At 71.1% G+C, this 16,153-nt stretch carries 18 protein-coding genes; 7 read left to right on the top strand and 11 right to left on the bottom strand.

Going from position 1 to position 16,153, the window contains the following annotated elements; translation table 11 throughout:
- Positions 1 to 35 precede the first annotated feature (35 nt).
- The gene (locus tag AB0H71_RS21445; RefSeq protein WP_357023568.1) at positions 36 to 437 is read right to left on the bottom strand and encodes an AMP-binding protein; all 402 of its coding nucleotides are present in this window, start codon (positions 435 to 437) and stop codon (positions 36 to 38) included.
- A gap of 169 nt (positions 438 to 606) precedes the next feature.
- The gene (locus AB0H71_RS21440) at positions 607 to 1,026 is read right to left on the bottom strand and encodes a DoxX family protein (protein WP_357024505.1); all 420 of its coding nucleotides are present in this window, start codon (positions 1,024 to 1,026) and stop codon (positions 607 to 609) included.
- Positions 1,027 to 1,144: 118 nt separating this feature from the next.
- Here AB0H71_RS21440 and AB0H71_RS21435 point away from each other — a divergent pair, with 118 nt between their 5' ends.
- The 4 genes from AB0H71_RS21435 to AB0H71_RS21420 all read left to right on the top strand — a co-directional run bounded on the left by AB0H71_RS21435 (position 1,145) and on the right by AB0H71_RS21420 (position 3,819).
- Positions 1,145 to 1,804 (top strand): TetR family transcriptional regulator, encoded by a 660-nt coding sequence (locus AB0H71_RS21435; protein ID WP_357023565.1) that lies wholly within the window; start codon positions 1,145 to 1,147, stop codon positions 1,802 to 1,804.
- 10 nt (positions 1,805 to 1,814) lie between these two features.
- The gene (locus AB0H71_RS21430; RefSeq protein WP_357023562.1) at positions 1,815 to 2,633 is read left to right on the top strand and encodes a mycofactocin-coupled SDR family oxidoreductase; all 819 of its coding nucleotides are present in this window, start codon (positions 1,815 to 1,817) and stop codon (positions 2,631 to 2,633) included.
- A 151-nt stretch (positions 2,634 to 2,784) separates the two neighbouring features.
- Positions 2,785 to 2,928 carry a hypothetical protein gene (locus tag AB0H71_RS21425; RefSeq protein WP_357023560.1) on the top strand — a complete coding sequence of 48 codons (144 nt, stop codon included), beginning with the start codon at positions 2,785 to 2,787 and terminating at the stop codon, positions 2,926 to 2,928.
- 69 nt (positions 2,929 to 2,997) lie between these two features.
- On the top strand, positions 2,998 to 3,819 hold the full coding sequence (locus tag AB0H71_RS21420) for a TIGR03619 family F420-dependent LLM class oxidoreductase (RefSeq protein ID WP_357023558.1): 822 nt from the start codon (positions 2,998 to 3,000) through the stop codon (positions 3,817 to 3,819).
- Here AB0H71_RS21420 and AB0H71_RS21415 read toward each other — a convergent pair.
- The 6 genes from AB0H71_RS21415 to mftR form a co-directional block, all read right to left on the bottom strand.
- On the bottom strand, positions 3,807 to 6,122 hold the full coding sequence (locus tag AB0H71_RS21415) for a SpoIIE family protein phosphatase (protein WP_357023555.1): 2,316 nt from the start codon (positions 6,120 to 6,122) through the stop codon (positions 3,807 to 3,809). The genes AB0H71_RS21420 and AB0H71_RS21415 overlap by 13 nt on opposite strands.
- The gene (locus AB0H71_RS21410; protein ID WP_357023552.1) at positions 6,119 to 6,751 is read right to left on the bottom strand and encodes a SpoIIE family protein phosphatase; all 633 of its coding nucleotides are present in this window, start codon (positions 6,749 to 6,751) and stop codon (positions 6,119 to 6,121) included. The genes AB0H71_RS21415 and AB0H71_RS21410 overlap by 4 nt, the downstream gene beginning before the upstream one ends.
- Positions 6,744 to 7,157, bottom strand: coding sequence for an ATP-binding protein (locus AB0H71_RS21405; protein ID WP_084505862.1), 414 nt, complete (start codon positions 7,155 to 7,157; stop codon positions 6,744 to 6,746). The genes AB0H71_RS21410 and AB0H71_RS21405 overlap by 8 nt, the downstream gene beginning before the upstream one ends.
- Positions 7,147 to 7,533, bottom strand: coding sequence for an STAS domain-containing protein (locus AB0H71_RS21400; RefSeq protein ID WP_357023549.1), 387 nt, complete (start codon positions 7,531 to 7,533; stop codon positions 7,147 to 7,149). The genes AB0H71_RS21405 and AB0H71_RS21400 overlap by 11 nt, the downstream gene beginning before the upstream one ends.
- 16 nt (positions 7,534 to 7,549) lie before the next feature.
- On the bottom strand, positions 7,550 to 8,455 hold the full coding sequence (locus AB0H71_RS21395; protein WP_067659190.1) for an STAS domain-containing protein: 906 nt from the start codon (positions 8,453 to 8,455) through the stop codon (positions 7,550 to 7,552).
- 82 nt (positions 8,456 to 8,537) lie between these two features.
- Positions 8,538 to 9,191 carry a mycofactocin system transcriptional regulator gene (gene mftR, locus AB0H71_RS21390; protein ID WP_357023547.1) on the bottom strand — a complete coding sequence of 218 codons (654 nt, stop codon included), beginning with the start codon at positions 9,189 to 9,191 and terminating at the stop codon, positions 8,538 to 8,540.
- 93 nt (positions 9,192 to 9,284) lie between these two features.
- Here mftR and mftE point away from each other — a divergent pair, with 93 nt between their 5' ends.
- Both mftE and mftD read left to right on the top strand, forming a co-directional pair.
- The gene (gene mftE, locus AB0H71_RS21385; RefSeq protein ID WP_357024502.1) at positions 9,285 to 9,980 is read left to right on the top strand and encodes a mycofactocin biosynthesis peptidyl-dipeptidase MftE; all 696 of its coding nucleotides are present in this window, start codon (positions 9,285 to 9,287) and stop codon (positions 9,978 to 9,980) included.
- Positions 9,977 to 11,188, top strand: a complete 1,212-nt coding sequence (gene mftD / locus AB0H71_RS21380; RefSeq protein ID WP_357023545.1) for a pre-mycofactocin synthase MftD — start codon at positions 9,977 to 9,979, stop codon at positions 11,186 to 11,188. Before mftE ends, mftD begins: the two co-directional genes overlap by 4 nt.
- Here the strand turns inward: mftD and AB0H71_RS21375 are convergent, their stop codons facing one another.
- The 3 genes from AB0H71_RS21375 to AB0H71_RS21365 form a co-directional block, all read right to left on the bottom strand.
- Positions 11,189 to 12,430 (bottom strand): fatty acid desaturase, encoded by a 1,242-nt coding sequence (locus AB0H71_RS21375; RefSeq protein ID WP_357023542.1) that lies wholly within the window; start codon positions 12,428 to 12,430, stop codon positions 11,189 to 11,191.
- Between the two features lie 8 nt (positions 12,431 to 12,438).
- Complete coding sequence (locus AB0H71_RS21370; protein WP_357023540.1) at positions 12,439 to 13,551, bottom strand: ferredoxin reductase; 1,113 nt, start codon at positions 13,549 to 13,551, stop codon at positions 12,439 to 12,441.
- A gap of 215 nt (positions 13,552 to 13,766) precedes the next feature.
- Entirely contained in the window at positions 13,767 to 14,231 is a 465-nt protein-coding gene (locus tag AB0H71_RS21365) for a MarR family transcriptional regulator (protein WP_357023537.1), read from the bottom strand.
- Positions 14,232 to 14,396: 165 nt separating this feature from the next.
- Between AB0H71_RS21365 and AB0H71_RS21360 the strand changes: the two genes are divergently transcribed.
- Positions 14,397 to 16,073, top strand: coding sequence for a fumarate hydratase (locus AB0H71_RS21360; RefSeq protein ID WP_357023534.1), 1,677 nt, complete (start codon positions 14,397 to 14,399; stop codon positions 16,071 to 16,073).
- Positions 16,074 to 16,153 lie beyond the last annotated feature (80 nt).

Below are 16,153 nucleotides of genomic sequence, written 5' to 3'. Positions count from 1 at the left end.
TCCTTCTACCCGCGACCGCGGGCGGGCGATCGAGTTCAGGCGGAGCGGTCGGCCACGGTGATCGTGGAATCCGACCCGACCAGGTAGCGGCGCAGCGTGGCGGGCTCGTCCAGGATCAGCCAGCGCACCTCGTCGGTGAGCGAGGTCCGGCGCGCCCGATGCGTGATCCCGAGCACCGCGCCCGCGGGCAGCACGCCGTTCTCGATCGGCTGCGGGATCCCGCGCACCTTGGTGATCGCGCGCTCGGCCACGGCGGCCTCGACCGGGGAGTCGATGGCGATGGCGATCGGCGCGCCCGCCGTCGCGCCCATGCCGAGCAGCATCCGGGCCAGCCGGTTGGACCAGCGGTGCAGTTCTTCGGCGGTCAGGTCGGTATCGGGGCCGGAGACGACGACGGCGTTCTTGTCGGCGGGGTGCCGGGGCGCGGAGGAAGGCATGAGGGGGTCCTTCGGATCGAGCGTACGAGGGGTACCTCAAATACTCCGCCCACGGCGGCCATCCGGATATGACCCCAGCGAGTGTGTGCGCACCTCCGAGGGGTGGCGAATCCCCACCCTTGGTGGGGCGATCCGGCGGTGGCCGCCCGGCGAGCGGCCACCGCGCCGGTCAGTCGACCCGCGCCCCGCGCCGCCGGGTGAGGTAGTGGTCGGCGGCGGCCCGGCCCGCGTGCGAGAGCCCGACCGCGAGCAGCCCGGCGATCAGGGCGAGCGGCAGCTCGTAGCCGCCGTCGCTGTTCCAGAAGCCGCTGTCCCAGTGCGCGTAGTAGATGGCGCCGAGCATGTCCAGGATGAGCAGCAGCGAGACGATCGGCAGCAGCAGCCCGATGATCAGGAAGATGCCGCCGAGGAACTCGACCCAGGTGGCGTACTGCGCGGCGATCCCGGGCGCGGGGATCCCCATGGCGTCGAAGCCCTTCTCCACGTTCGAGATTCCGTTCGTGTGCAGCTTCTGCCAGCCGTGCATCACGAAGATGAAGCCGAGGATCAGGCGGGCCAGGAAGAGCGCCGCGTCGCGTGAGCCGTACATGTCGGTCCTTCCGTCGCTGATAGCCACTCGCCATGACAATATCCCGCCGGGTCGCGCAGAGCGATGTCGACAAATTACGCCAGCTGACTTAATCTCGCGGTCGAGGGATCGGAGCGAGATGGCCGGGCACAGCGAGGTGGCGCGGGGCGCGCTCATGGACGCCGCCGAGGAGCTGTACGGCCGGGACGGCATCGACCAGGTCTCCAACCGGCGCATCGCCGAGCGCGCGGGCCACGCCAACCACTCCGCGGTCGCCTACCACTTCGGCGACCGGGACGGCCTGATCACCGCCATGCTGGACCGCTACACCGAGCAGTCCGAGCCGCTGCGCGCCGAGCTGCTCGCCGCGCTCGGCCCGGAGCCGACGCTGGTGGAGCTGCTGCGCTGCCTGGTCCTGCCCGCCGTGCGCAGCCTCGCCGACCGGCCCGCGCCGGGCTGGCGTGCCCGCTTCGTGAACCAGGTGCGCGCCACCCCGTCCACCGCGGCGCTGCTGGAGCGCCCGGTCGCCGGGCGCACCGCCACCGCCGCGATCATGGCCGCCACGCGGGAACAGCTGCGCCACGTCGACCCGGAGGTGCTCGACGGCCGCGGCTGGGTGCTCACCCGCATGGTCTTCGAGGTCTGCGCCGCCTACGAGGCCGAGGTCGCGGCGGGGAAGCGCGCCCCGGACTGGGCCGCGCTCGGCTGCTTCCTCACCGACGCCGCGGCGGGCATGCTCGCCGCCCCCGTCACCGCCCCCGGCGGCTTCGCCCCGGACCCCACGCTCATCCATCTCTGAGAGGACCCCCATGACCGGACGTATAGCAGGCAAGGTCGCGCTGATCACCGGCGCCGCCCGCGGACAGGGCCGCGCGCACGCGGTGCGGCTCGCCGAGGAGGGCGCGGGCATCATCGCCGTCGACCTCGCCGGCCCGCTGCCCGGCGTGCCCTACGACTCGCCCACCCCCGACGACCTGGACGAGACCGTGCGGCTGGTGGAGAAGGCCGGCGGCCGGATCGTCGCGAGCATCGCCGACGTCCGCGATATCGACGCCCTGCGCGCCGCCACCGACGCCGGGGTGGCCGAGCTGGGCAGGCTCGACATCGTGATCGCCAATGCCGGCATCTGCATCCCGAACGCCTGGGACGCCATCAGCCCGCAGGAGTTCCGCGACGTCATCGACACCAACGTCATCGGCGTGTGGAACACCGTCACCGTCACCGCCCCGCACCTCATCGCGGGCGGGCAGGGCGGCTCGATCGCGCTCATCAGCTCCTACGCCGGGGTCAAGATGCAGCCGTTCATGGTGCACTACACCGCCAGCAAGCACGCGGTCACCGGCATGGCCCGCGCCTTCGCCGCCGAGCTCGGCAAGCACGACATCCGGGTCAACTCGGTGCACCCGGGCGGGGTGAACACGCCGATGGGCTCGGGCAATATGCAGGCCGCCATCGCCGCCGCGGGCGAGACCAACCCGCTGCTGGGCAATATGGGCACCCCGTTCCTGCCGCGCTGGGCGGCCACCGCCGAGGAGATCGCCGACGCGGTGCTCTTCCTGGTCAGCGACGAATCGAAGTACATCACCTCGATCCCGCTCTCGATCGACGGCGGGGCATCGCACTACTGACCGCTACCCTCGCGCTACCCCGGGTGCGGGCGAGATGTTCACCCGTGCCGGGCGAATTCGTCACCACGGGGTCGGCTTTTCGGGGAGAATAATGTCGGCGGGTTGGGTAATGCTGTGCCCGATCGCCCTGTTCCGCCCGAAGGAGTCCGTCGTGAGCAATATCGATCAGACCCCGCTCTTCAGCCACGCCGAGGCCGCAGTCGCCACCGGCACGGCCCCCGAGACCGCGGTTCCGCTGCCGGTGTTCAGCAGCGGTGAGCGCACCGTCGCCCGCGAGGACGGCCGCACCCGGTAGCGGGGCAAGGGTCTCGCGCAGCGCGCGCGAAACGGAATTTCCCCGCGCGGAGCGCAGTTCCGCATCGGTATGAAGATCGGAATCAACACCTTCCTCACCGACGAGGGGATCGGCCCGCTGGAGCTGGGGCGGGCGCTCGAGGAGCGCGGCTTCGAATCGCTGTTCCTCGCGGAGCATTCGCACATCCCGCTCAGCCGGGAGACGGCCTATCCGGCCGGGGGTGAGCTGCCCCGGGTCTACTACCGGACGCTCGACCCGTTCGTGGCCTTCGCCGCCATCGCGGCCGTCACCGAGCGGCTGGTGCTCGGCACCGGGGTCACGCTGCTGATCCAGCGCGATGTGCTGCACACCGCCAAGGAGGTCGCCACGCTGGACCGGATCTCCGGCGGCCGGGTGGTTTTCGGCGTCGGTGTCGGCTGGAACCGCGAGGAGATGGCCGACCACGGCACCGATCCGCGCACCAGGGGCGCGCTGCTCGACGAGCAACTCGCGGTCATCACGAGGACCTGGACCGAGGAGACGGTCGAGTTCCACGGCGAGCACCTGGACTTCGCGCCGTTCCAGGCGTGGCCGAAGCCGGTGCAGCGGCCGCACCCGCCGATCTTCATCGGCGGTGCGGAGGCGGCGGCGCAGCGGGCGCGGCGGCTCGGGTTCGGCTGGATTCCCAATGGCGTCGGCAGCCCGGCGGCCGTGGCCGAGCAGCTCGCGCCCTTCCGGGCGAGCGGGCTGTCGATCGCGGTCACCCCGGCCCCGGCCGACCCGGCGGTGCTCGACGCCTACGCCGAGGCGGGCGCGGTCCGCGCGACGCTCAAACTCGAAACCCTGCCCGAGGACGAGACCCTGCGCGTCCTGGACGATCTCGCGAAGCTGGCCGCCCGCTACGCGGGCTGACCGGCGCTGCGGATCGGGTTCGCGGTGGGGAAGGTGATGGCGGGCAGCGTGACCCACATGCGCACCCTGGTACCCGCCTCGGTGTGCTCGATCTCCACGTCCTCGGTGAGCGCCTTCATCATCTCGATGCCGCGGCCGCGGTAGCCGGGGTCCGCGGCGCGCGGCTTCCAGTCGCCGTCGTCGCGGACCACGATGACCACGGTCTCGGTGTCGCACTCGGCGGCCAGCACCACCCGGCCCGCGCGCTTGTGCAGGTAGGCGTGCTCGACGCTGTTGCTGCAGGCCTCGTTGGCGGCGGCGACCAGGTCGGCGGCGAGGTCGTGCGGCACCGCGGCGGCGGCGAACCAGGCCTTGAGCGTGCGGCGCAGCACGGTGAGCTGCTCGGCGGCGGCGGGCACGTCGAGCAGCAGGGGAGCGGGCGGCTGCCGGTAGACCACCATGGCGACGTCGTCGTCGTACCCGGCGGCCGGGCGCAGCCTGCTCAGCACCGCGTCCGCGACCTCGCGCGGGAGCCGCCCCGGGGTCCCGGCCAGCACGTCGGCGATCTGCGCGAAGCTGTCGTCGATATCGACGCCCTTGCGCTCCACCAGGCCGTCGGTGAAGAGCACCAGCGTCGCGCCGGGGGGCAGCGCGGTGGTCGCCTCCGGCCGGCGCGGCATGTCGAAGGTGGCCAGCGGCACCGCGCGCCCGCCCTCCAGCAGCCGCCCGACCTCACCGACATCGGCCAGGATCGGCGGCATGTGCCCGGCGCTGCTGTACCGCACCACGCCGCGCACCGGGTCGAGCACCGCCGCGCAGACCGTGGTGCACATGGCGCCCGGAATCCGCGCCGCCACCGTGTCCAGCTCGGCCAGCAGCTGCGCCGGACCGGCCCCGCGCAGCAGCAGCGCCCGCGCGGCGGTGCGCAGCTGCCCCATGACCACGGCCGCGGAGAGGCCACGGCCCACGCAGTCGCCGACCACGACGCCGATGGTGCCGTCGCGCAGCGGCACCACGTCGTACCAGTCGCCGCCGATCTCCAGCGGCGGCAGCGCCGGCTCGTAGTGCACCGAGAAGCGCGGCGGCAACTCGATCGGGCCGAGCATGGCGCGCTGCAGCGTGAGCGAGGTGGCGCGAGCCTGGTCGAAGTTGCGGGCCCGCTGCACCGCCAGGCTCAGATGCCCGATGAGCAGCGAGAAGAGTGTGCGGTCGGCGGCGGCGACCACGCGCGGGGCGGCGAAGCGCAGCAGCAGCGCGGCGTCCCCGGTCTCGCCGAGCGGGGCCACGATGCCCGCGGCGCTGTCCAGGCCGTCCGGCAGCACCTGCAGCGAGCGCGGCGGGCGGCGCCTGGCCCGCTCCAGCAGCGCCCTGGTCTCCCGGTCCGGCCCGTCCGGCACCGCGCGCGCCGGGACCTCGGCGAACTCGTCCTCGTCCGGGCGGTCCGGGCCGGAGGTGTAGATCTCCGGCTCCGTGGTCCGCGTCGGCCACACGGCCACCACGGCGGCCGCCGCGCCCGCGGTGCGGCGCAGCTCGTCCAGCCCGACGGCGAGCACCTCGGCCACGCTGGTGGCCGCGCCCACCGCGGTCGCCAGCCGGGAGGCGGCCTGGTCGCGGGCCTGCGCGTCGTGCTCGGCGGTGACATCGCGGATGGTGCCGACGAAGATGCGCTCGTCGTTCTCCGGCTTCACCAGCGAACTGGTGCTCACCGCGAGCCAGACCTTGCGGCCGTCCCGGTGCTGCACCGGCATCACCCAGCGCAGCGATTCGGTGCCGAGGTCGGGGTAGCGCGGGGTGTCCGGCGGCGACCACGGGTGCGGCAGCGCGAACGGCACGTCGCCGGGGCCGTAGCCGGTGAGCGCGCCGAAGGCCGAGTTCACCTCGACGATGGTGCCGTCCGCCTCGGCCACGAAGAAGCCGTCCTGCAGCGACTCCACCAGCGCGGTGCGGAAGGCGTCGCGGCCGGCCAGGTCGTCGGCGCGGGTGCGCTGCTGCTCGTAGCGCTTGGTGCCGTCCAGGTAGCCGCGGGTGGCGATGTCCAGCGCGGCCAGCGTCTGCAGCAGGAACTCCAGCGCGTTCTCCGCGATCCGCTGGTCCTGCGCGTCCGGCGAGCGCTGCGCCGCCTGCGCCACCCGGTAGTGGTTCTCGGTGAGGTCGAGCAGGCTGATCCGCTCCACCAGGGCCCGCCTGCCCAGCTCGTACCCCTCACCGAGCCCGCCCTGCTCCGGCGCGGCGAGGTGCCGCCGCAGCACGGCCGCGTAGTCGTCGAGGAAGGCGGTGAGCACCGCCCCGGCGTCGTCGCTGTGCTCCCCGTCCGCCATCGTCATGCCACCGGGTCGGTGGCGCCGCGGTGCCGCGCCGCCAGCACCAGGGCGTCGTCGGTGTCCTTGGCGTAGCTGTCCAGGATGGCGGCGGTGATGTCGGCGGTGGAGCGGGCCAGGTCGATGGCGCCGTCGGAGTCGGCGAGGATGCCGTCGGTGGACATGAGCAGCAGGTCGCCGGGGCGCACCGGGATGCTCTGCGGCTGCAGCGTCGGCGGCAGCCGGTAGCCGACGATCCCCGCGGTGAGCAGCATGGTGGCGCGCACCGCGATCCCGGCCGGGCCCGCGGTCAGCACCCGCGACTCCACATTCCCGACGCCGAGCCAGTGCACCGTCTCGTCGGCGCCGAAGGAGGCCAGCGAGACCGCGGCGCCCCTGGTGTCGGCCATGGCCCGGTGGCACAGCACCAGCAGCACGTCCAGCGGCTCGGAGCGGTTCTCCGCGAGCACCCGCGCCGCCCGATCCGCCGCCTCGGCGGCGCCGCTGCCGTGCCCGAGCCCGTCCAGCACCCCGAAGAGCACCCGGCCGCCGCCCGCGTCCAGCACGACGCCGCGATCACCGGAGGCATCGTGGCCGGGGTAGGCCCGCCCGGCGACCGCCCACTCGACCCGGTTGACGAAACCGTGGTCAAACATTCTCCGGCACCCACTTCCACATCTCGATGAGGGTGCCCTGCCCGGGATTCGAGTCGACCGTGAGCCGGTCCATGAGCCGGCGCGCGCCGGGCAGCCCGAGCCCGAGCCCGCGGCCGGTGGAGTAGCCGTCCTCCAGCGCGCGGGTGATGTCGCGGATGCCCGGCCCCTGGTCCTCGGCCTGCACGATGAGCGCGCGCCTGCCCTCGCGCTCGTCCACCAGCAGCCGGATCTCGCCGGTGCCGGCGTAACTGGTGATGTTCCTGGCGATCTCGGAGATGGCGGTGGAGATCATCGTGCGGTCGGTGAGCGAGAACCCGAGCTCGGCCGCGAGCTCACGGCCGGCCTGACGCGCGATCACGATGTCCCCCGACACCTTGACCAGGATCACGTGGCTCTCAGCGGCCACTGTCACGGCCGTCTCGCTGGCGCCGGGAGGTTTTCGCGTTCAACCAGGCGAGCCCCTCTTCGAGGTCGAGCGCGGTGTGCATGTCCTCGAAGGTCAGCCCGAGCTGCACCATGGCGAACGCGACCTCGGGTTGCAGCCCGACGATCACCGTCTCGGCCCCCCGCAGCTGCGTCATGTGCGCGATGGTACGCAGCGAGCGTGCGGCGAACGAATCCATGATGTCGATCGCCGTGACGTCGACGATGATGCCGTTGGCGCGGTATTTGCTGACCTGCCGCATCAGGTCGTCCTGCAGCCGTTCGGTGTCGGCGTCGGTGAGCGCGGACTGCACCGACGCGATCAGGTAGGTGCCCTGCTTGAGAATCGGAACCGGCATCTGCCCGCCCGCCCGTTCAGCGGCCGTCGCGCTCGGTGAGCCGGTCCGTGACCCGGGTGACCTCGTAGCCGAGCAGCCGCTCCGCCTCCTCGATGCCGCCCTGCAGGTCGCCGACCGCGTTCATCTTGGACAGGTCGAGCCCGATGGTGACCAGGGTGAGCGCGATATCCGAGGAGAGGCCGGTGATGATGACGTTGGCGCCCATCAGCCCGGAGGCGTCGACCGTCTGCACCAGGTGGTTCGCCACCGTGGAGTCGATATCGGGCACACCGGTGATGTCGATGACGACCACCTTGGCGCGATTGGCCCGGATGGCGCGGAGCAGCTGCTCGGTGAGCTGGCGCGCGCGCTGGCTGTCCAGCACGCCGATGATCGGCAGGATGAGCAGCTGCTCACGGACCTGCAGCACCGGGGTGGAGAGCTCGCGGATGGCCTCCTGCTGCTGCCGGATGACGCGCTCGCGCTCCTGCACGAAGGAGATGGCCACCGTGCTGGCGATCCGGTTGGCGGCCGGCTCGTAGGCGTCGAGCACGTGGTTGAGCAGGTTGAAGTCGGACTGGTACTTCTCGAAGAGCGAGCGGGCCAGCACATCTCGCAGCAGCAGCACGATGCCGAGCACCTCGTCGGTCTCGACCCCGCGCGGGATGATGCGCTCGGAGAGATCGCGGGCGTAGGCCTGCAGCGCCTCGACGCTGCCGGTCTCCAGCACCGCCACGTAATTGTCGTAGACCGAGGTGATCTCGGAGAAGATCTCCTCCGGCGTCATCGCGGTGAGCAGCTGCGCGTCGGTGATGCGGCGCGCCCACTCCTCGCGCAGCGCGGTGCGATTCTGCCGCAGGTGCTCCACGAGCTGGGGCAACAGGTTGTCGACCGGCCCCGCTACCAGCGGATCCGCCGAAAGGCTCATGGACACCTCGGACATGGATTTCCAGGCCCTTTCTCATCGGTTGGGCGGAGTAGTTCTGCCGGTCGGACAGGTCGGCGCGCGACGACACCGAGCCTACTCATACCCCATCTCCACCGCCGCCCAAACCTGCGGGTAGCTCGGCGGCTACCGGGCCGGGCGGCGCGAAGCCGGCGGCGAGCGCGGCGAGCGCCCGGTCCAGGTAGACCGTGAGGTCGTCGTCGGCGCGGCCGAGCCAGGCGTCGAAGGCGGCGCGCGCGGTCGCCAGCGTCGCCCGCCCGATCGCGAGCGGCACCAGGTCGTCCGGGGCGCCGCCGAGCCTGCGCGCCGCGAACTCGCTGACCGCGCGCTCCCAGGCGTCGTAGTGCGCACCCGCCGTCGCGGCCAGGCCGGGAACCGTTGCCAGCAGATGCATCCTGGTGCGCAGCTCCGGGACGTCCTCGGCGCGATAGGCATTGGCCGCGACCACCACCCGGCGCACCGCCGTCATCATCGGCACGTCGTCGGCGACGGTGGCGAAGAGCCCGCGCAGCGCCGCCACCTCGTCGTCGAACTGGTACCAGAGCAGCTCGCCCTTGCTCGGGAAGTAGCGGAAGAAGGTGCGCTCGCTGATCCCGGCCGCGGCCGCGATCTGCTCCACCGTGGTGTCCTCGAAGCCGCGCTCGGTGAACAGCTCGAGCGCGATGAGCTCGAGCCGGCGCCGGCTCGTCCCCCGCGGCCTGCCGCGGGTGCGGGTGTTCGCCTGCTCGGTCACGAGGCGATTATCGCAGGCTTGATTATGTCAGTCGGTGACGATAATGTTTTCGCCGTGGCCGAACTCACATCACCGGGTCGCGCGGACGCATCAGTGGCCGCGCTCACCTGGCCTGAGGTGGGCGCGCTCGGCCGCTCGGCCGTTCTGGTTGTCCCTTTGGGGGCGACCGAGCAGCACGGGCCGCACCTGCCGCTCTCGACCGACACCGACCTCGCCGTCGCGGTGTGCGCGGGGCTGGCCGCTACCCGGCCGGATGTGCTGGTGGCGCCCGCGCTGCCGTACGGGTCCAGCGGGGAGCACGCGGGGTTTCCCGGAACGCTCTCCATCGGACAGGCGGCGCTGGAGCTGGTGCTGGTCGAGCTGTGCAGGTCGGCTACCGACTCGCTCGATCGGGTGCTGCTGGTCAGCGGCCACGGCGGCAATGCCGAGCCGCTGCGGCGGGCCTGCGCGCTGCTGCGCGGCGAGGGCCGCGACGTGCGGTTCTTCCTGCCGCAGTACCCCGGCGACGCGCACGCCGGGCGCAGCGAGACCGCGCTGCAGCTCGCGCTCGACCCCGCGCGGGTGCGGCTCGACCGCGCCGAACCGGGGGAGACGCGGGCGCTGCGCGAGCTGCTTCCCGCCCTGCGGTCCGGCGGTGTCCGCGCGGTCAGCGCCAACGGCGTCCTCGGCGACCCCGCCGGCGCGACCGCCGCCGAGGGCACGGCCCTGCTGGACCGGATAGTGACAGACCTGATCGAGCACGCCGGCCGCTGGTGGCCGGTGTCCTCCCCGGAAAGGATCCGACGATGAATCCCTGGTTCGAGACCGTGGCCGAGGCCCAGCGGCGAGCGAAGAAGCGGCTGCCCAAGCCGGTGTACGGCGCGCTGATCGCCGGGTCCGAGCGCGGGCAGACCATCGAGGACAACCAGAAGGCCTTCACCGAGCTCGGCTTCGCCCCGCACGTCGCCGGGTCCATCGGCGAGCGCTCGCAGGCCACCACGGTGCTCGGGCAGAGCGTCTCCATGCCGGTGCTGATCTCGCCCACCGGCGTCCAGGCCGTGCACCCCGACGGCGAGGTCGCGGTCGCCCGCGCCGCGGCCGCGCGCGGCGTCGCCATGGGGCTCAGCTCGTTCGCGAGCAAGCCGGTCGAGGAGGTCATCGCGGCCAACCCCTCGACCTTCTTCCAGCTCTACTGGTGCGGCTCCAAGGACGACATCCTCGCCCGCATGGCCCGCGCCAAGGCGGCCGGCGCCGTCGGGCTCATCCTCACCCTGGACTGGTCCTTCTCGCACGGGCGGGACTGGGGCAGCCCGGAGATCCCGCAGAGCATCGACTTCCGCACCATGCTCAAGTTCGCCCCCGCCACCGTGATCAAGCCGCGCTGGCTCACCACCTACCTGAAGTCCGGCACGCTCCCCGACCTCACCGTGCCCAACCTGGTCACCGGCGACGCGCAGGCCCCCGGCTTCTTCGCCGCCTACGGCGAGTGGATGGGCACCCCGCCGCCGGACTGGGCCGACGTGCGGTGGGTCGTCGACAACTGGGACGGCCCGGTGCTGCTCAAGGGCGTCATCCGGGTCGACGACGCGCAGCGCGCGGTGGACGCCGGCGTCGCGGGCATCTCCGTCTCCAACCACGGCGGCAACAACCTCGACGGCACCCCCGCCGCCATCCGCGCCCTGCCCGTGATCGCGGACGCGGTCGGCGACCAGATCGAGGTGCTCCTGGACGGCGGCATCCGCCGCGGCAGCGACGTGGTCAAGGCCGTCGCGCTCGGCGCCCGCGCCGTTCTCATCGGCCGCGCCTACCTCTGGGGCCTCGCCGCCAACGGCCAGGCCGGCGTCGAGAACGTGCTCGACATCCTGCGCGGCGGCATCGACTCCGCCCTGCTCGGCCTGCGCAAGACCAGCATCCACGACCTCGACCGGGACGACATCGTCATCCCCCAGGGCTTCGTCCGCGACCTCGGCTCCCCGGTCGCGCCCACCCGCACCCTGGACGCCGCTACCTCGGCCTGATCACCGTCCCGCCCGGACCGGGGCCTCGTTCAGCTCGCGCAGAGCGGTGCGCAGGCCCCGGCGCCGCCCGGTGACCGGGTCGACCCCGAAGTGGTCCGACAGCCCCTCCCGGATGGCGAACCGGAGTTCGGACGCGGTCTCCGGCGCATCGTCGGCGGTGGCGGAGAGCAGGCCGTTCGGTACCGAGAGCTTGGCGATGGTCCGGAAGGTCTGCCAGTACTGGTGGCCGATGGAGCCGGTCGTGTACGGCAGGTCGTACTTGTCGCAGAGCGCGCGGACCCGCACCCCGATCTCCTCGTAGCGATTGCTGGGCAGATCGGGGAAGAGGTGGTGCTCGATCTGGTGGCTGAGGTTCCCGCTCATGAACCGCATGAGCGGGCCCGCGTGGAAATTCGCGGAGCCGAGCATCTGCCGCAGGTACCAGCGCGGCTGATCCTCCTCGGCGAACTCCTCCCTGGTGAATTTCTCGGCACCGTCCGGGAAGTGGCCGCAGAAGATGACCATGTACGCCCAGTAGTTGCGGACGATATTCGCGGTGGCATCCGCGGTGAGCGTCGTCTTCCAGTTCTTCCCGGCCAGCGCGGGGAAGATCAGGTAATCCTTGGCGGCCTGCTTGCCGACCTTGGTCCCGATGATGCGCAGATCACGGAAGACCTGCCGCCAGCTCTTCTCCTTCTTGCGGATCTTCTCCACCTCGAGGTGGTGCAGCGCGACCCCCCATTCGAAGAAGGTCGCCAGCAGGAAGTTGTAGAGCGGGTTACCGGCGTTCCACCACAGCCACCTCTGGTCGCGGGTGATGCGCAGGATCCCGTAGCCCACGTCGTCGTCCATCCCGACGATATTCGTGTACTTGTGGTGCACGAAATTGTGCGAGTGCTTCCACTGCACGCTCGGGCAGGTGGTGTCCCACTCCCACGACGAGGAGTGGATCTCCGGATCGTTCATCCAGTCCCACTGCCCGTGCATGACATTGTGCCCGAGCTCCATGTTCTCGATGATCTTCGCGGCCGAGAGCATGGCGGTCCCCGCCACCCACGCGACCTTGCGATTGCTGAACATGAGCGTCGCGCGCCCCCCGGCGGCCAGCGCCCGCTGCAGGGCGATGGTGCGGTGGATGTATTTGGCATCGCGTTCGCCGCGGGACTCCTCGATATCGCGGCGAATGGCGTCGAGTTCGGCGCCGAGCGCCTCGACATCCTCGGCGGTCAGATGGGCATAGACGTCGATATCGGTGATGGCCACCGGACCTCCTACAGGTCGAGCGTGCATTCTCCGGACACGGTGCTGATGCAGGTCTGGATTCGTTCTCCTTCGCGCCGCTCCTCGCCGGTGCGGAGATCGCGCGCGTATCCCCCCGTCAGCGGGACGACACAGGTCTGGCAGATGCCCATCCGGCACCCGAAGGGCAGCTGGATGCCCAGATTCTCCCCGGCTTCGAGAAGCGTTGTCGCGCCGTCGATCTCGGCCTCCTTGCCGGAGACGGCGAACTGCACCGTCCCGCCCTCCCCGCCGTGATCGGTGCGCGCGATGGTGAACCGCTCGGTGTGCAGCCGGTGCCGCAGCCCGCCCGCCTCGTAGTGCGATTCCATGGCGTCGAGCAGCCCGGCAGGCCCGCAGGCCCAGCAGTCCCGCTCCCGCCAGTCCGGCACCCACTCGTCCAGCCGCGCGGCGTCGAAATTGCCCATCTCGCGGGTGAGCTGCAGCGTCAGGTCGTAGCCGGGGGCCTCGGACGCCTTGCTCTCCAGCTCGTCGAGGAAGATCACGTCGTGCCGGGTCGGCGCGGAGTGGATGTGCCGGATGTCGGGCACCTGCCCCTTGGCCGTGAGCGACCGGAGCATCGCCATCACCGGCGTGATCCCGCTGCCCGCGGTCACGAACAGCAGCTTGCCCGGCACCGGTTCCGGCAGGTGGAAGTCGCCCTTCGGCGCCGCCAGCCGGATGATGGTGCCAGGCTCGACGCCGTCGACCAGGTGGGTCGAGAGGAACCCGTCCGGATTGGCCTTGACGGTGATCGACAGCGTCCGGTCTCCGGTATCGCCGATCGAGGTGAGTGAGTACGACCGCCAGTGCCAGCGGCCCCCGATCTGCAGGCCGATGCCGATGTACTGCCCCGGCCGATAGGTCGCCGGGAAGCCCCAGCCCGGCCGGATGACGACGGTGGCCGAGTCGGCGGTCTCCTTGACCACGTCGACCACCTTGCCGCGCAGCTCACGGGCGGTCCAGAGCGGGTTGATCAGCCGCAGGTAGTCGTCGGGGAGCAGCGGTGTCGTAGCCCGGGCAACCAGCCCGCGCACGATATTGACCGGCGGATTCGTCGCGTCGACGTCCGCGGCCGGCCGTTTACTCCACTTCAGCAGTTCCATCGGCAGCCCCTAACTTCTGTGCACGACCGTACACCCACTCTGTTCAGGGTGCGGTGATCATGGATCAGCGGACGGCGGTCGATTCAGCTCGGCAGATCGTCGTCACTGACAATATGCGTGAGGTATACCACCATTGCCATCGCTCTATGCACGGCTGTGACTTTTCACTATTCAGTGGACGCCTGTACGCCGAAATAGCCGCGCTGAGACGGGGATCAGGGGTTGGCGGAGCGCCGGTGGTGGGCGAGGAGGGTGTCGTAGATATCGGCCAGCGCGGCCAGCTGGTCGCGGTCCAGCACGTCGATCATGTTCCGCCGCACGCTCCCGACGTGCATGGGCGCCGCTTCACCGAGGGCCAGGATCCCGTCCGGCGTGAGCCGTGCGGCGGTGCGCCGAGCGTCGTCGGGAAGCGGCTCGCGGGCGACCAGCCCCCGCCGCTCCATCCGCGTGATCTGGTGCGACAACCGGCTCTGCGACCACTCCAACTTCGCCGCCAGCTCCGCGAAGGTCAGCGATTCGCCGTTGAGCGAGAGGTAGGCCATGACCGAGTACTCGGCGAAGGTCAGGTTCGACTCCCGGGTGGAGTCCCGCCCGACCGCAGCGGCGACCAGGTCCCGGGTGCGCACGTACCCGAGCCACGCCCGCATCTCCAGGTCGTCGAGCCACTGTGGGTCGGTCACCGCCTGTGTTCCCATCCTCGCCGGTCTGCTGTCGTCGCGCTCGAGTTGAAGGTACAACTTCCGGGTTTCCCGGTTCGCATAGGGGAGCCTAAGCAACGGTCGGCCGGATCGCGGTCGTTACGCTCCGGTGACTTCGCAGACAGCCCGCCCGAAGGAGTGCGTTCCGTGACCGCGCCCGAGTTCCGCTATTCCGACCTGCTGCCGATCGGCGCCGACGAGACGCCGTACCGGTTGCTCACCACCGAGGGGGTCTCGACCGTCGAGCTCGGCGGTCGCACTTTTCTCCAGGTGGAGCCCGAGGTGCTGCGGCTGCTGACCGCGGAGGCGATGCACGACATCAGCCACTACCTGCGCCCGGCACACCTGCGGCAACTGCGGCGGATCATCGACGATCCGGAGGCCAGCGGCAATGACCGGTTCGTGGCGCTGGACCTGCTCAAGAACGTGAACATCTCCGCGGGCGGCATCCTGCCCATGTGCCAGGACACCGGCACCGCCATCGTCATGGGCAAGAAGTCCGAGGGCGTGCTGACCGGCGCGGACGACGCCGAGTGGATCAGCCGCGGCGTCTTCGACGCCTACACCAAGCTGAACCTGCGATACTCGCAGCTCGCGCCGATCACCATGTGGGACGAGAAGAACACCGGGTCCAACCTGCCCGCGCAGGTCGAGCTGTACTCGGCGCCCGGCGACCCGGCGAACCCGGCCTACAAGTTCCTCTTCATGGCGAAGGGCGGCGGCTCGGCCAACAAGTCCTTCCTCTACCAGGAGACCAAGGCCGTCCTGAACCCCACGCGGATGCTGGAGTTCCTGGACGAGAAGATCCGCTCGCTCGGCACCGCGGCCTGCCCGCCCTACCACCTGGCGGTGGTGATCGGCGGGACCAGCGCGGAGTTCGCGCTCAAGACCGCGAAGTACGCCTCCGCGCACTACCTGGACTCGCTGCCCACCGAGGGCTCGCTGGCCGGGCACGCCTTCCGCGACCTGGAGCTGGAGGAGGAGGTCTTCAAGCTCACCCAGTCCTTCGGGATCGGGGCGCAGTTCGGCGGCAAGTACTTCTGCCACGACGTGCGGGTGGTGCGGCTGCCGCGGCACGGAGCCAGCTGCCCGGTGGCGCTCGCGGTCTCCTGCTCGGCGGATCGGCAGGCGCTCGCGAAGATCACCGCGGAGGGCGTGTTCCTGGAGCAGCTGGAGCGGGAGCCGGCGCAGTACCTGCCGGAGCAGACCGACGAGATCCTCGGCGGCGACGTGGTGCGGATCGATCTGAACCGGCCGATGGCGGACATTCGCGCGGAGCTCGCCAAGTACCCGGTGAAGACCCGGCTCTCGCTGAACGGGCCGCTGGTGGTGGCGCGGGATATCGCGCACGCCAAGATCAAGGAGCGGCTGGACGCCGGCGAGCCGATGCCGCAGTACCTGCGCGACATGGCCGTCTACTACGCGGGCCCGGCCAAGACGCCGGACGGGTACGCCTCCGGCTCGTTCGGGCCGACCACCGCGGGGCGGATGGACTCCTACGTCGACCAGTTCCAGGCGGCGGGCGGGTCGCACGTCATGCTGGCGAAGGGGAACCGGTCCGCCCAGGTGACCAGGGCGTGCAAGGAGCACGGCGGGTTCTACCTCGGCTCGATCGGCGGGCCCGCGGCACGGCTGGCGCTGGACTGCATCAAGTCCGTCGAGGTGCTGGAGTACCAGGAGCTCGGCATGGAGGCGGTGTGGAAGATCGAGGTCGAGGACTTCCCGGCCTTCATCGTGGTCGACGACAAGGGGAACGACTTCTTCGCGGAGACGCAGAAGCCGATCGCGCTGCGGGTGCGGACCCGGTCCGCCGAGCGGGTCTGAGCGCGCCTACGATCGCGGCATGGTCGAAGCGGAGCGCGGTGCCGATATCCAGGACGTTCGGCGTGCGCCCGCCGTATGCG

The organism is Nocardia sp. NPDC050697, assembly GCF_040654395.1.
In the GTDB taxonomy this organism is placed as follows: Bacteria; Actinomycetota; Actinomycetes; order Mycobacteriales; family Mycobacteriaceae; genus Nocardia.
This window is presented reverse-complemented; position numbering and strand designations above follow the sequence as displayed.

What these genes read in the sequence shown, in the direction of transcription:
- AB0H71_RS21420 (WP_357023558.1), top strand. Translation starts at nt 2,998, where the DNA reads ATGAAGATCGGAATCAACACCTTCCTCACCGACGAGGGGATCGGCCCG.
- mftD (WP_357023545.1), top strand. Translation starts at nt 9,977, where the DNA reads ATGAATCCCTGGTTCGAGACCGTGGCCGAGGCCCAGCGGCGAGCGAAG.
- AB0H71_RS21370 (WP_357023540.1), bottom strand. Translation starts at nt 13,551, where the DNA reads ATGGAACTGCTGAAGTGGAGTAAACGGCCGGCCGCGGACGTCGACGCG.
- AB0H71_RS21415 (WP_357023555.1), bottom strand. Translation starts at nt 6,122, where the DNA reads ATGACGATGGCGGACGGGGAGCACAGCGACGACGCCGGGGCGGTGCTC.
- AB0H71_RS21400 (WP_357023549.1), bottom strand. Translation starts at nt 7,533, where the DNA reads ATGCCGGTTCCGATTCTCAAGCAGGGCACCTACCTGATCGCGTCGGTG.
- AB0H71_RS21435 (WP_357023565.1), top strand. Translation starts at nt 1,145, where the DNA reads ATGGCCGGGCACAGCGAGGTGGCGCGGGGCGCGCTCATGGACGCCGCC.
- AB0H71_RS21395 (WP_067659190.1), bottom strand. Translation starts at nt 8,455, where the DNA reads ATGTCCGAGGTGTCCATGAGCCTTTCGGCGGATCCGCTGGTAGCGGGG.
- AB0H71_RS21410 (WP_357023552.1), bottom strand. Translation starts at nt 6,751, where the DNA reads ATGTTTGACCACGGTTTCGTCAACCGGGTCGAGTGGGCGGTCGCCGGG.
- AB0H71_RS21445 (WP_357023568.1), bottom strand. Translation starts at nt 437, where the DNA reads ATGCCTTCCTCCGCGCCCCGGCACCCCGCCGACAAGAACGCCGTCGTC.
- AB0H71_RS21430 (WP_357023562.1), top strand. Translation starts at nt 1,815, where the DNA reads ATGACCGGACGTATAGCAGGCAAGGTCGCGCTGATCACCGGCGCCGCC.
- AB0H71_RS21440 (WP_357024505.1), bottom strand. Translation starts at nt 1,026, where the DNA reads ATGTACGGCTCACGCGACGCGGCGCTCTTCCTGGCCCGCCTGATCCTC.